Here is a 14,154-nt window from a genome sequence, read left to right as displayed (position 1 = left end):
GGCGCAGATTAGCAGGCAACGTGTGGTGACAGGCAAAGGCACTATTTCCCTTTTGCCATTTCTTTCACATTATCTCGATTAATTTGCTGCTGCTGACCGTAAGCATCGGTATAGCTGATCATACCCGTCTCATCATCAACCTTCGGTTTCCCCTCAGCCACGATGGTACGCCCGTCATTAGTATGTAGGACGTAATTACTCGAACAGGCTGCCAGAGAAAACGCCATCACGATAGCGGCAAAAATAGAAATTTTATTCTTCATAGTTAACCCTCAATAAATTTAAATGTTTTCTAGTTAACCTTATGCATCAGGAAATCCTGAAAATTAACACTTTAAAGCGTAGCAATAATTGCTTTTTTTTCCATAAAATCGCATTAGGCATAGTCCTAAACTTGTCTCTCTCGACAAAATGGGACAGGATCTATCCTCTATAAGAGGATGCTCATGACACCGTTTAACCCTGCAACTTTTCGCCAACAGTTCCCCGCACTCCAGCATTCGGCTGTATATCTTGATAGCGCCGCGACCGCGCTGAAGCCTCAGTCCGTCATTGATGCTGTGCAACAGTTCTATTGCAGCGAGAGTGGCACGGTGCACCGCAGCCAGCATCGAGGCGCACAGGTGCTGACTCAGCGTTTTGAAGGCGCTCGTGAGCAAGTCGCCACCTTACTCCATGCAAACGATCCTCGTTCCATTGTCTGGACCAGAGGCTCGACGGAAGCGATCAATCTGGTCGCACAGAGCTATGCCCGCCCTCGCCTTCAACCGGGCGACGAGATCATCGTTAGCGAAGCGGAGCATCACGCTAACCTCATTCCGTGGCTGATGGTGGCGCAGCAAACCGGCGCGAGCGTGGTGAAGTTACCGATAGGGGCAGACTTATTACCGGATATTGAGCAATTAACCACGTTGATCACGCCAAAAACTCGCCTGCTGGCGCTGGGTCAGATGTCAAACGTGACGGGTGGCCAGCCCGATCTGGCGCGGGCGATTACGCTAGCTCATCGCTATGGCGCGGTGGTGATGGTTGACGGCGCGCAGGGCATCGTTCACTGCCCGCCCGATGTGCAAGCGCTGGATATCGATTTCTACGCATTTTCCGGGCACAAGCTTTACGCTCCGACTGGGATTGGCGTGCTGTATGGCAAAACGGCATTGCTGGAAAGCATGATGCCGTGGCAAGGCGGCGGGAAAATGATGACACAGGTTTCCTTTGACGGCTTCCTGCCACAAGCGATTCCACAACGGTTTGAAGCGGGGACGCCGCATATTGCCGGCGTGCTTGGCCTGTCTGCGGCGTTAGACTGGCTGACCACGCTGGATTGGCACGCCGCAGAGCAGCACAGTCAGCAGTTAGCGCAACTTGCCGAAACGCATTTGGCACAGTTTCCCGGCTTTCGCAGTTTCCGTAGCTCGCATTCCAGCGTGCTATCCTTTGATATTGCCGATGTACACCACAGCGATCTGATTACGCTGTTAGCCGAAAGTGGTATCGCACTGCGCGCCGGACACCACTGTGCGCAACCGCTAATGGACGCACTCGGCATCAGCGGCACGATCCGCGCCTCGTTTGCTCCGTATAATAACCAACAAGATGTTGCTGCGCTGATCGCCGCAATAGGCAACGCCCTTGAATTACTGAGCGACTAGTCGACTCTACAAACGATAATCGACGACGGACTATGACCGAGACAACCGACAACACACACCCTTTTGGCCACCACATCACCGTTGCCGATCTGCTGGCACGATTTGATACTTGTCGGGCTTGGGAGGATCGCTATAGACAGCTCATTTTGCTGGCAAAAGCGCTACCAGCGCTGCCCGATGCACTAAAAACCGAGGATATTTCATTATCCGGCTGTGAAAATCGCGTCTGGTTAGGTTACCAACGTCAGGAAGACGGCAGGCTACATTTTTACGGTGATAGCGACGGGCGCATCGTGCGGGGATTGCTGGCAGTGTTATTAACCGCCGCTGAGGGAAAAACGCCAGAAACGCTGTTACAGCAGGATCCGCTGGCGCTGTTTGATACGCTGGGGCTGCGGGCTCAGCTCAGCGCCTCGCGTTCAAGCGGTCTGGCCGCGTTAGCCGCCAGAATCAAAAACATTGCCGAACAAGAAGCGGCGAGCCAGTAGCAGATTACGCGATACTATCTCTGCGTCGCAGACGCTCTTTCCATTTTCGCGATCATTTTCTTCAGTGCATGGGATACCGCAACAAACCCAAAGGTTGCGGTGACCATCGTCGCCGCGCCAAAGCCTGACGCACAATCCATACGCATCACCCCATCAGCCGTACTGCGAGACGCACAGACGGAACCGTCAGGCTGCGGATAAACCAGCGGTTCGCTGGAAAATACACAGTCGATGCCCAGCTTTCCTTTGCTGTTTTTCACCACGTTAAAATCGTGCTTCAGCCGTTCACGCAGCTTGGCGGCCAGCGGATCTTGAATGGTTTTGGCCAGATCGACAACTTCAATCCGGGTCGGATCGATTTGCCCACCCGCGCCGCCAGTTGTCACCACCGGGATCTTATAGCGGCGACAGTATGACAACAGCGCCGCCTTCGGGCGCACGCTGTCGATGGCATCAATCACATAGCTAAAATTCTGGTCGAGAAACTCGGCCACGTTTTCCGCGCTGATGAAATCATCCACGCAGGTGACGTTGCATTCTGGGTTGATCGCCAGAATACGTTCCGCCATCACTTCCGTTTTCGACTGCCCTGTGTGCTGACGCAGTGCGTGGATCTGTCGGTTGGTATTACTGACGCACACATCATCCATATCGATCAGCGTAATCGCGCCGATGCCGGTACGCGCCAGCGCCTCAGCCGCCCAGGAACCGACGCCACCAATGCCAATCACACAAACGTGGGCTTGAGAGAATAGCGCCAGCGCCTGTTGACCATATAACCGCGCGGTGCCGCCGAAGCGTTGCAAATAGGCTTCGGATAATTGCGTATTCATTCAACCAACCTTACGAAAACAAAATCACAGGAAAATAAAAGCGGCTCAGGATAGCGCTAAACCCGCACGACATCCACCAGACAGCTCATGGCGTTCGGCCCCTGCGTCAGCGGCGATGTGCCGATATCCAGCGTCAGTACATTTGCATTTCCTGATTGTTCAACCGGATGCCATGTTTTCTGGCCGAAGCCGGGCTCAAACCAAGCGCCGGTGGACATGATCACGACGCCCGGCTTCACGCCGTCGGTAATCTGTACGCCAGCCAGAATGCGGCCACGCGCGTTTCTGACTTCCACCTGTGAACGGTCGACGATATCTCGCGCAGCAGCGTCCTGCGGGTGCATGTACAGCGTCTCTTTTCCTGCGGTCTTATTCGCGGCAACCTGCGGCGTGGCCGCCAGTTGGCTGTGCAAGCGGTCAGATGGCTGAATGGAAATAAAGTGCAACGGCCATTCCTCCGTGCTTTTGGCCCCCAGCCATTCAACGGGAGGCTGCCACTCAGGGTGCGGCGCAAAATCGGCATAGCCATAGCTGGCGATGGCTGAGCTAAACAGTTCAATTTTACCGCTTGGCGTACTCAAGGCATGCTGCTGCGGATCGCGGCGGAAATCCTCAAAGAATACAAACGGCTTTTCATCCATAGGGATTTCTACATGCCCCTGCTGCCAGAAATCCTCAAATGACGGCCAGCTGTCAGCGAAATCTCGCTGCTTTGCTCGACACTCGTCATAAAGATGTTCCAGCCACTGCTGCTCGCTGCGGTTTTGCGTGAACGTGTCTTTATAGCCCAGACGCTCCGCCAGCTCGCTGAAGATATCCACGTCATTACGTGCCTGATGCTGCGGCGCAATCGCCTGATGCATGGCAAAGATAAAGCGATCGCGGGACGATCCGCCGATATCATTACGCTCCAGCGTAGTGGTGACAGGCAGTACGATGTCAGCCATCTGTGCCGCAGGCGTCCAGACGATATCTTGCACAATCACCGTATCCGGCTTGTGCCAGCCGTCCACCAGACGGTTCAACTGCTGGTGGTGGTGGAATGGATTCCCACCCGCCCAATGAATTAGATGAATGTCGGGGTAAGTGTGTGTTTCCCCCTGAAAGGTATAAGGCGTTCCCGGATGCAACAGCATGTCGGCGATACGCGCTACGGGGATCGCCCGTCCTGCGTTCGGGGTGGACGGCGAAGCTGGTGCAGGCGTTGAAATACGTTCGTTACCAACGCTGTTCATCGAACCGTGGCCGAAGGAGAATCCACCGCCCGGTAGCCCCACCTGCCCCAGCATGGAAGACAGTGCAATCATCATCCAGTACGGCTGCTCGCCACGGTGGGCACGCTGCACAGAGTAAGAGCAGGTAATAAAGCTGCGCACGCCGATCAGTTGCTGCGCCAAACGCCGGATGCGATCGGCGGGAATACCCGTGATATCGCTGGCCCATTCAGGGGTTTTCACCACGCCGTCGCCGCGACCGTGCAAATAGTCACTCAACTGCTCATAACCGACGCAGTAGCGTTGCAGGAAATCCTTATCGTCAGCGCCCAGACGCTGAATCTCATAGCCCAGCGCCAACATCAGGGCGACATCGGTATTCGGGCGGATGGGAATCCACTCGGCATTCACAAACTCAGGACAATCGTCACGCATCGGGCTGATGTTAATAACGGGAATCCCTTTTGCCACCAGCGCTTCCAAGGCGGGCTTAAGCGTATGGTGCCCGGCACCGCCGGATGCCACCTGCGCGTTTTTCAGCGCCAGACCACCAAACGCGAGAAAAATATCACAGTGTTCGGCGACGCTACGCCATTCGGTCACCTTGCCCGTTAGCGGATGGAAGGTGCCGATAACATAAGGCAGGAAGAACTGCGCGGCGCCCCAACTGTAGTTTCCCTGTTGGTCGACCGCACCACCGCCGGAAAAATAGAAGCGTCGAACCTGAGAGCGCGCGTGGTGATAACGTCCGGCTGACGACCAGCCGTAGGAACCGGCAAAAAGGCCGTCTGCACCATAGCGATCGCGAACACGGCGGTTCTCTTGCGCGACTAGGTCAAGCGCCACGTCCCAATCCACCTCAACAAAATCTTCCCGACCGCGCAGCGTTCTGTCGCTGTTTTCTCGCTTCTGGAGCCAGGAACGGCGCACAGATGGCCGACGAATACGTCGGTCGGAATACACCAGTGGCACGATGGAATCGAGCATGGCGGAAGGGGCTGGATCGCCCGCAAACGGCTCGCATCGAATCAGCCTGCCGTCTTCAACCACAGCGGTAAACGCGCCCCAATGCGCAAGATGTGGATAACGTTTAATCGCCATGACAACCTCAGGATAAGTAATTAGCAGGGTGGATAATAACCTGAATTATCCACACCCCCAACAGCAAGAAGAGTGAATAGCTTATGCATAATTCGGCATTCGTTATCCATATTTAAACGTTCGTTTAAAACACATGTTGGGCTAGGGTTTAACCAGAAAATAAAGAGGTGGTTCAGGATAATGCCGATCGTTTAAGAACCGAGATACACGGAGTGACTACGGGGCGAGGTATCCCTGCGGGAACCTCATCCCCGTGTTTTTCCTAAAATGAGGCTTAAGTGACCCACTTTAAAATTCAGGCAGTTTTATTCTTTGTTCGTTATTCAAACCAGGAACGCAGCATGAAAACCATTACGCCACACAGCAACAGTAATGACGTTATTTCATTACTGCCCCGATGTTGACCTAGTTTCTCTTCTTCAGAGAAAGGTGCGTTGTCACCCCAAACACATCATTCAAAACACGCCATTAAAAAATAAAGCGGGGAGCACACCTCTGCCCTCTGCATACGGATGGGAAATATGAAAAAAAATTTCTTCTTGTCAGCGCTGATTCTGACGTCTTCGCTCTTCGGGCTTGCCGCACAGGCGGAAACGTTGACGCCCAAACGCGGCGGCACGCTGAATTTTCTGGCCGAGCCTGAGCCACCGGTTTTAACCAGCCTGGTTAGCACCAGCGGCGCGGTGATGAAGATCAACGCCAAGGTGATTGAAGGCCTGTTGAATTACGATTTCGATATGAAGCCAACCCCGCAACTTGCGACCAGTTGGTCGGTTAGCCCGGACGGTAAACAATATACGTTCCACCTGCGTAAAGGTGTGAAATGGCATGACGGGCAAAACTTCACCTCTGCGGACGTCGCGTTTTCCATTCTGACTGTCAAAAAATACAATTCACGCGGTCAAGGCACCTTTGCCAACGTCACCGAAGTGAAAACACCCGATCCGTATACCGCGATTCTTGAACTGTCAAAACCCGCACCTTACCTGCTGAGCGCGTTCTCCGCCAACGAAGCGCCTATCGTGCCAAAACACTTATATGAAGGCACAAACATTCTGTCTAACCCTCACAATACCGCACCGATTGGTACTGGCCCGTTTGTGTTCAAGGAATGGGTGCGTGGCAGCCATATCCTTTATGAACGTAACCCGAACTACTGGGACAGCCCTAAGCCGTATGTCGATAAACTGGTAGTGAAGATCATCCCCGATGCCGCCACTCGGACGATTGCGCTTGAAACCGGCGCATTGGATCTGGGAAGCGATTCTCCCGTTCCGCTGAGTGAAATTGAACGCATCAAGAAAAACCCCAAGCTGGGCATTGAAACCGCTGGCTATGGTTACAGCCCGACGCAAACCCGCATCGAATTCAATCTGGATAACCCTTATCTGAAGAACCTGAAGGTTCGTCAGGCTATTGCGCACAGCATCAATATTGATGTGTTGAAAAACGTGGTGTGGTACGGCTATGCGGAAAGCTCACCAACGCCGATTACGCCGGAGTTGGCGCAGTTCCATGATACGACGCCGTCACCTTATGGCTTCGATATTGCCAAAGCGAACAAGCTGCTGGACGAAGCGGGCTTCCCGCGTCAGGCAAACGGTATCCGCTTCAAGCTGGTACATGACTTCATGCCCTATGGCGACAGCTTCAAACGCGTAGCGGAATACCTCAAATCGTCGCTGGCTAAAGTCGGCATTGACGTCACCATTCGCTCTCAGGATTTTGCCACCTTCGTTAAGCGTGTTTATACCGACCGCGACTTTGATTTCAACAACGGCTCCATTTCAAACCTGTTCGATCCCGCGGTAGGCGTGCAGCGCCTGTACTGGTCAAAAACCTATCAACCGGGCGTGCCTTTCGGCAACGGATCACATTACAGCAACCCAGAAGTAGACCGTCTGCTTGAGCAGGCCTCGGTGGAAACCGATCCTGAAAAACGCGTGGAATTGTACAAACAGTTCCAACGCATCATCGCCACGGATATTCCTGATTTGAACCTGCTCCAGATCAAGCGCCAGACGATTTACAACAAGCGCGTGCATAACGTCGTCACGGATATTCAGGGCGTCAACGGCAGCCTCGCCGACGTGTGGGTGGATCAGTAATCGTAATACAGCATTCCCCTGCGCGGGCAGGGGAACTCTCATGAAGGTATGTGATGAATAAAGTAGAACGAATCGGGCGCGTACTGTGGCGTACTCTGCTTCATGCGCTGCCAACGGCGATTGGCATTATCATTCTGGTGTTTTTCCTGTTGCAGTTGGTGCCGGGAGACGCCGTTGATGTGCTGGCTGGCGAATCAGGCAATGCAACCGAAGCGACCATGGCACACCTGCGCGCCCAATTCGGTCTCGATCAGCCCATACTGCAACAGCTCTCGGTTTATTTGGGCAATTTGGCACAGTTCAGCCTTGGCTTTTCTCCCCGCTACAACGCACCGGTGATGGATCTGATCCTGTCGCGGTTGCCGGGCACGCTGTTCCTGATGCTGCTGTCACAGGTATTCGCCATCGTTATCGGTATCACACTGGGGGCGATAATGGCGGTATGGGCAGGTAAATGGCCCGATCGTCTGCTTTCGCTGATCGCCCTGCTGCTCTATTCCACACCGGGATTTTGGATCGGCCTGATGACGCTGATCCTGTTTTCCGTTCATCTTGATTGGCTGCCAAGCGGTGGCAACATCACCATCGGCGCAAACCTGACCGGCTGGGCGTATTTCAAGGATATGTTGCAGCATGCCATTCTCCCTGTACTGGCGCTGAGCAGCTTTTTTATTGCCATTTATGCCCGCCTGACCCGAGCGGCCATGCTGGAAATCGCCCAGCAAGATTTCGTGCGCACCGCGCATGCCAAAGGGCTGTCGCCGCTGCGGGTCACCGTCAGGCACATTCTGCGCTGTGCGCTGCTGCCTATCACTACCGTTGCAGGTATGCACTTCGGCAATCTGCTGGGCGGCGCCGCCGTTGTCGAGACGGTCTTTAGCTGGCCAGGACTGGGCCGTCTGGCGCTGGAAGCGGTGATGGCACGCGACTTCAACGTCTTGCTGGGTGTCCTGCTGCTTTCCGCTTTCTTAGTCATTTTGGCTAACGTGCTGGTGGACTTACTGCAATCCTGGCTCGATCCCCGAATTAAGGCTCGCTGATATGAATAACCTTTCTCCTGAAAACCTCGCGCCGAAGAAAGCTGCAGCAGATGGCGTTATTAGCTCAGCGGCGACTCGCCCGTTAAAAACGCCTTTTCGCCTGTCGCCGGAGGTACGTGCATTTACCCGTAATCCCGCAGGGATGGCCGGCCTGCTGTTGCTGATTACGGTATTTCTGATGGCGGTGCTTGCGCCGTTACTGTATCCCGGCGATCCGCTGGATATGGTCGCTCAGCCTTTCTTGTGGCCGGGCGAAAACCCTGATTTCCCATTGGGAACCGATTCGATGGGCCGGGATGTCGCTGCTGGCATCGTCCACGGCTCACAGGTTTCCTTGCAAATCGGCTTCTCGGCCGTGATGGTCAGCCTGTTAATTGGCACCGTCGTCGGTGCGCTGGCGGGCTATTTTGGCGGTCGGATTGATGACCTGCTGGTTCACATCACCGAACTGTTCCAGACCTTCCCGACCTTTTTGCTGGTCGTGGTGCTGGTCGCCATCGGTTCCCCTTTGGTTACGCTGATTTCTCTGGCCATCGGTATTGCCTCCTGGCCAACGATTGCCCGTCTGGTGCGGGCCGAATTTCGCTCGCTGCGTGAAAGCGATTTTGTGTTAGCCGCACGCAGTCAGGGATTTTCCAGCCTGCGAATCATCTTTCAGGAAATGCTGCCAAACGCACTGCCGTCGATCATCGTCACCACGTCGGTCATGGTTGCCTCGGCCATTTTGATTGAGTCCGCCTTATCTTTCTTAGGCTTTGGCGATCCGAACCGTGTGAGCTGGGGCAGCATGATCGGCGCAGGCCGCGAATCGCTGCGTACCGCCTGGTTTCTTACCGCCCTACCCGGCACCGCGCTGGTCTTAACCGTGCTGTCACTGAATCTGGTTGGCGACGCGTTGAACGATGCCCTGAATCCACGTTTACGGGGGAGAAGCGCATGAAGCCGCTGGTCGATATTCAAGATTTACGCGTCGATTTTCCCGGTCACCAAGCTGTTCGAGGGCTAAACCTGACGATTAACGCCGGTGAAACGCTGGCGCTGGTCGGTGAATCCGGCTGCGGTAAATCAGCAACGGCGCTGTCCCTGATGCGACTGGTCGCCGAGCCGGGCACAATCAGCGGCCGTATTCTGTTTGACGGACACGACTTACTTACCCTGCAGGATCGCAAGATGCGCCAACTGCGTGGCAATGCGCTGTCGATGATTTTTCAGGAACCGATGACGTCGCTCAATCCCGTGCTCTCTATCGGGCAGCAGATTAGTGAAACGCTGCGGTTACATGAAGCGCTAACGCCCGCACAGGCACGGACTCGTGCTATCGAGCTGCTGGATCTGGTCAAGATCCCTGAGCCAGCCAGACGAGTGGATGACTATCCACATAATCTATCTGGCGGTCAGCGTCAGCGCGTCATGATCGCCATGGCCGTGGCATGCCGTCCACGCTTGCTGATTGCCGATGAGCCGACCACGGCGCTGGACGTCACCATTCAGGCACAAATTCTGGCGCTGCTGGATAATCTGCGACGTGAATTCTCGATGAGCCTGCTGCTGATTACTCACGATCTTGGGCTGGTTGCGCAATGGGCCGACCGCGTGGCGGTGATGTATGCCGGGCAAAAAGTAGAAGAAGCGCTGGCGGCTGACCTGTTTCAGTCATCCACGAATAACGTTTTCCCCAAACACAGCTACACGCGTGGGCTGTTGGCGACATCGCTGCATATGGATCAGGACAGACATTACCGTACCCATCGGCTGGCGGAAATCCATCATGCGGCGACGAACGCCGACTCCGGTTTTACGCTGCTGACGCCGCCCAGTTTGATTCACCGAGCCACCGATACCGACCAGCAACCGTTGCTTTCGCTGCAAAATATTCAGACTCGCTATGCAACACCGCAGGGCAAGGTGCTAGCCGTTGACGATGTGTCACTGACGATTTTACCCGGAGAAACGCTGGGTCTGGTGGGCGAGTCCGGCTGTGGTAAATCGACCTTGTCCAAAACTATTCTGCGTCTGTTACCGCCTTCACACGGGCAGATTGTTTTTGATGGGCAAGACATCACCACGCTAAAAGAATCTCGGCTGAAAGCGTTACGTCAGCGGGTACAGATGATCTTTCAGGATCCCTATGCCTCACTGAATCCACGCCACAGCATTCAGCATATTCTTGAAACGCCGCTGATTGTGCATGGCCTTGGCGATCGTTCGCAGCGACAGCAGGCGATCAACACTATCATCGAGCGCGTCGGTCTGCCGCAAAGCAGCCTGAATCGCTATCCCCATGAGTTTTCCGGCGGGCAGCGTCAGCGTATCGGCATTGCCCGTGCGCTGGTAGTACGCCCTTCACTGGTGATTTGCGACGAGCCCGTATCCGCGCTCGATGTTTCTATTCAGGCGCAAATTCTCAATCTGCTGGTGGAGTTAAAAAACGAAATGGGTCTGTCGCTGCTGTTTATTTCCCACGATCTGGCGGTGGTGCGTTATATCGCCGACCGGGTCATGGTGATGCAAAACGGACGCTGCGTGGAAAGTGGCGATCACCACAGCATCTGGCATCAGCCACAGCATCCGTATACTCGCAAACTGATCGATGCCGTCCCCGGCGGCGGGCAGCGCGAAGCGCCTGTGTCTCCACAGCAGATGAGCAGGCAGGCACATGGATAATAACGGTGAACACAAAGTGAGCACATCGACCGTTATTGACCAAACGGCTATGGAATCGGTCATTCAGGATTTTTTACCTGAGCTGATAGCGATTCGTCACCATATTCATCAGCACCCAGAAATCGGCTTCGAAGAGTTTGCCACCGCACAACTGGTAGCGGAAAAGCTGACAGCATGGGGGCTTTCTGTCACCACCGGTATCGGTGGAACGGGCGTGGTCGCCACCTTACGCGGCCGCTATCCCGGTGAAGACAGCATCGGCCTGCGGGCAGATATGGATGCGCTGTATATCAGTGAAAAAACCGATCTGCCTTATGCCTCGGTACACGCAGGGAAAATGCACGCCTGTGGACATGATGGGCACACCACAATGCTACTGGGTGCTGCACGCTATTTGTCTCTGCACCCCGATTTCGCTGGCACCGTGCACTTTATTTTCCAACCGGCAGAGGAAGGATTAGGCGGCGGGCTTGCCATGCTAAATGACGGCCTGCTGACCACGTTCCCCTGCCATCGACTGTTTGGCCTTCACAACAAGCCCGGTATCGAGGTCGGTAAGTTTGCTATTCGCAGCGGCCCGATGCTGGCGGCCAGCGACACCTGGCAGGTCACGTTTCACGGCACGGGTGGGCACGGCGGTTCAGGCGTCCACCTTTCTATCGATCCAACGCTGCCTGCCGCGCAATTTATGCTGGGCCTGCAAACGATCGTCAGTCGCAACGTCCCCGCGATGGACGCCGCGGTGCTCAGCATTGGACATATACAGGGCGGCGATATCCATGCCCCGAACGTTATCCCTGACAGCGTCATCCTTAAAGGAACCGGACGGAGCTACTCGCCGAGCGTTCGCCACCTGCTGGAAACACGTCTGCGAGAACTGGCACACAGCACCGCACAAGGCTTTGGTGCGACAGCAGACGTGCACTATGAACGGCAATATCCCGCACTGGTTAATGATACACACGCCACACAGCTCGCCGTTAACGCCGCCGCGCAGGTAGTCGGGCTCGAACAGGTTGAAACTGCCATGACGCCGCTGCTGGGCGCAGAAGATTTTGCCTACATGCTGGAGCAGCGTCCCGGTGCATTCATGATGCTGGGAAACAGCGATAAAAGTGCGGCCAACGTGCATCACCTGCACACCCCGCGCTACGACTTTAATGATGCGCTGATCCCATTAGGTATCCGCTATTGGGCGACCTTGGTTTATCAAGAACTGGTTTATCCGGAGCTGGGGTTGTCAATAGCAGGGGATAGCGAAAACGACAGCCCATTCTCTCACGACCTAAACATAACAACGCATGGCGTCAGTACATCCGGCGTCGCGCAAGAGCAAAAAGGATGAATCATGGTGGAGTTATTGAAAACCAAAGCGCAAAGCAAAGAAAAAGAGGCAGACATTAAACAGCGCATCCTACGTGAAGCCATCACGATCTTCGCCAGTAAAGGAAGTGAACTCACGACGATTCGTGAAATCACCGAAGCCACCAACGTGAACGTGGCGTCAGTGAATTATTACTTTGGCTCGAAAGAAGGATTGCTGCGTGCCGTGCTGGACCATGTTCTTGGCCCGTTAAATGACGAAAGAACGCGTCTGCTGGATGAGGTGGAAAAAGCCCATCTGGGTGATGAGTTGCCCGTTGCCGCGCTGCTGGATGCACTATTGCGCCCGCTGGTTAAAACGGCCCGCACGCCCGACGGTGGACGCATTGTTGTTCGCCTGTTACAGCATCTGCGCGCGACGCCGGGTCTGGAAGTCACCGCCCTGCTTTCGGCTCAGTTCGATCAGGTCGCCCACCGTTTTATCGATGCCTTTACTCATGCGTTGCCGCAGTTGTCTCGTGCAGAGGTGATCTGGCGCTATGAATTTGCTCGTGGTGCTGCCATGCACGTATTAACCGACGCCGATCCGCGTTCTGGTCGTCTGGCACTGCTTTCCAAAGGGCTGTGTGACAACCGCGATGACGATCGCGTGCTATCGCATCTATTACGTTTTGTCGAGGCAGGCTTTATCGCCGCATCGCTGACTGAGGCCTCTTAAATCCACACTTATCGCGAGCAGTAGTTCCGAACTTTATTTATCCGTAATACATATACGCCAACAGGAAAAAAACATGAGCAGAGAAAAAATTGAAGGGTCATTTGTTGCCCTCATCACACCGTTTAATGACGATGGTAGCGTGGATTTCGGCGCATTTGAGGCGCTATTAAAATTCCAGGAAGACAACGGCACGGCTGCCGTTTTGATTATGGGATCAACCGGGGAAGTTTCCATGCTGTCCCCAGATGAGAGAAAAGCGATCATCCGCCGTACCGCACAATACAGCACCAGTAAAATGAAGCTGTTCTACGGCTGCACCGGTAACAATACCGATACCACCATTGACTATGTTCGCTATGCGCATGACAACGGCGCAGACGGTGCCATTATCGCCGCACCGGCTTATATCTGCGCCAGCGAGAGCGATATCGAAAGCTACTTTCTGGAAATTGCAGACGCGACCGATTTACCGTTAGGGATTTATAACAATCCACCACGCGTGAAAACAGACCTGCACTGGACGTCGCTGCTGCGTATTTTCAAACACCCGAACTACGTTATTCATAAAGAATCTACGACTCGCGTGGGTCAGGTCGCACAAGTTCTGGCAGGAAATCCTGATGTTTCGGTGATGTGCTGCGACTCGCCCAATCTAGGCTTAGTGGTGCCAACGATGTCGCTAGGAGGCCATGGAACAGCCAACATGACGGGCAATATCGCGCCGGCAGAACTGGCAGAAATTTCTCGCCCGTGGAAAAACGGCGAGGATGCAGAACGCTTCCGTCAAGCCTATCAGCATTTGCTACCGCTGCTGCATTACACCTATTCGGCAATCAATCCGGTGGCGGTGAAATCATTGATGAAAGCGGTGGGTTTACCGGCGGGCAGTCTGCGCCGTCCACTGAGAGGATTACAGGGTGAAGCCTTAGATTCCGGCGTTCGCATCGTTAACGAATTAGGGCTGAGCAGCAAATACGGCTTTAAAAGCTGATTCTCTTCTGGGGATTAGCGTG

12 protein-coding genes are annotated in these 14,154 nt (G+C 54.5%); 9 read left to right on the top strand and 3 right to left on the bottom strand.

Translation table 11 applies throughout. The features are described 5' to 3' along the window. Nucleotides 1-41: 41 nt before the first annotated feature. Nucleotides 42-263, bottom strand: coding sequence for a YgdI/YgdR family lipoprotein (locus GZ59_RS05055; protein ID WP_011092612.1), 222 nt, complete (start codon nt 261-263; stop codon nt 42-44). A 183-nt stretch (nt 264-446) separates the two neighbouring features. Here GZ59_RS05055 and csdA point away from each other — a divergent pair, with 183 nt between their 5' ends. After that, nucleotides 447-1,652 carry a cysteine desulfurase CsdA gene (csdA, locus tag GZ59_RS05050; protein ID WP_039290545.1) on the top strand — a complete coding sequence of 402 codons (1,206 nt, stop codon included), beginning with the start codon at nt 447-449 and terminating at the stop codon, nt 1,650-1,652. A gap of 32 nt (nt 1,653-1,684) precedes the next feature. After that, entirely contained in the window at nt 1,685-2,140 is a 456-nt protein-coding gene (csdE, locus tag GZ59_RS05045; RefSeq protein ID WP_039290541.1) for a cysteine desulfurase sulfur acceptor subunit CsdE, read from the top strand. 14 nt (nt 2,141-2,154) lie between these two features. Here the strand turns inward: csdE and tcdA are convergent, their stop codons facing one another. Both tcdA and GZ59_RS05035 read right to left on the bottom strand, forming a co-directional pair. Further along, nucleotides 2,155-2,973 carry a tRNA cyclic N6-threonylcarbamoyladenosine(37) synthase TcdA gene (gene tcdA, locus GZ59_RS05040; protein WP_011092609.1) on the bottom strand — a complete coding sequence of 273 codons (819 nt, stop codon included), beginning with the start codon at nt 2,971-2,973 and terminating at the stop codon, nt 2,155-2,157. Nucleotides 2,974-3,029: 56 nt separating this feature from the next. After that, the gene (locus GZ59_RS05035) at nt 3,030-5,288 is read right to left on the bottom strand and encodes a molybdopterin-dependent oxidoreductase (RefSeq protein ID WP_011092608.1); all 2,259 of its coding nucleotides are present in this window, start codon (nt 5,286-5,288) and stop codon (nt 3,030-3,032) included. Nucleotides 5,289-5,809: 521 nt separating this feature from the next. On the opposite strand from GZ59_RS05035, the gene GZ59_RS05030 reads away from it, so the two are divergent. The 7 genes from GZ59_RS05030 (at nt 5,810) to GZ59_RS05000 (ending at nt 14,132) form a co-directional block, all read left to right on the top strand. After that, nucleotides 5,810-7,396 (top strand): ABC transporter substrate-binding protein, encoded by a 1,587-nt coding sequence (locus GZ59_RS05030; RefSeq protein WP_039290537.1) that lies wholly within the window; start codon nt 5,810-5,812, stop codon nt 7,394-7,396. 53 nt (nt 7,397-7,449) lie between these two features. Further along, complete coding sequence (locus tag GZ59_RS05025) at nt 7,450-8,436, top strand: ABC transporter permease (protein ID WP_011092606.1); 987 nt, start codon at nt 7,450-7,452, stop codon at nt 8,434-8,436. A 1-nt stretch (nt 8,437) separates the two neighbouring features. Beyond that, nucleotides 8,438-9,376, top strand: a complete 939-nt coding sequence (locus GZ59_RS05020) for an ABC transporter permease (protein ID WP_039290535.1) — start codon at nt 8,438-8,440, stop codon at nt 9,374-9,376. Further along, a complete protein-coding gene (locus tag GZ59_RS05015) occupies nt 9,373-11,100 on the top strand; it encodes an ABC transporter ATP-binding protein (protein ID WP_039290533.1) in 1,728 nt (575 codons plus the stop codon). The genes GZ59_RS05020 and GZ59_RS05015 overlap by 4 nt, the downstream gene beginning before the upstream one ends. Then, nucleotides 11,093-12,445, top strand: a complete 1,353-nt coding sequence (locus tag GZ59_RS05010) for a M20 aminoacylase family protein (protein ID WP_039290530.1) — start codon at nt 11,093-11,095, stop codon at nt 12,443-12,445. Before GZ59_RS05015 ends, GZ59_RS05010 begins: the two co-directional genes overlap by 8 nt. A gap of 3 nt (nt 12,446-12,448) precedes the next feature. Continuing rightward, on the top strand, nt 12,449-13,141 hold the full coding sequence (locus tag GZ59_RS05005) for a TetR/AcrR family transcriptional regulator (RefSeq protein WP_011092602.1): 693 nt from the start codon (nt 12,449-12,451) through the stop codon (nt 13,139-13,141). Between the two features lie 73 nt (nt 13,142-13,214). Beyond that, nucleotides 13,215-14,132, top strand: coding sequence for a 4-hydroxy-tetrahydrodipicolinate synthase family protein (locus GZ59_RS05000; protein ID WP_011092601.1), 918 nt, complete (start codon nt 13,215-13,217; stop codon nt 14,130-14,132). Nucleotides 14,133-14,154: the final 22 nt, after the last annotated feature.

It is taken from the genome of Pectobacterium atrosepticum (genome assembly GCF_000740965.1).
Taxonomy (GTDB): domain Bacteria; phylum Pseudomonadota; class Gammaproteobacteria; order Enterobacterales; family Enterobacteriaceae; genus Pectobacterium; species Pectobacterium atrosepticum.
The sequence above is the reverse complement of the archived record's forward strand: the minus strand, read 5'-3'. Positions and strand labels throughout refer to the sequence as shown.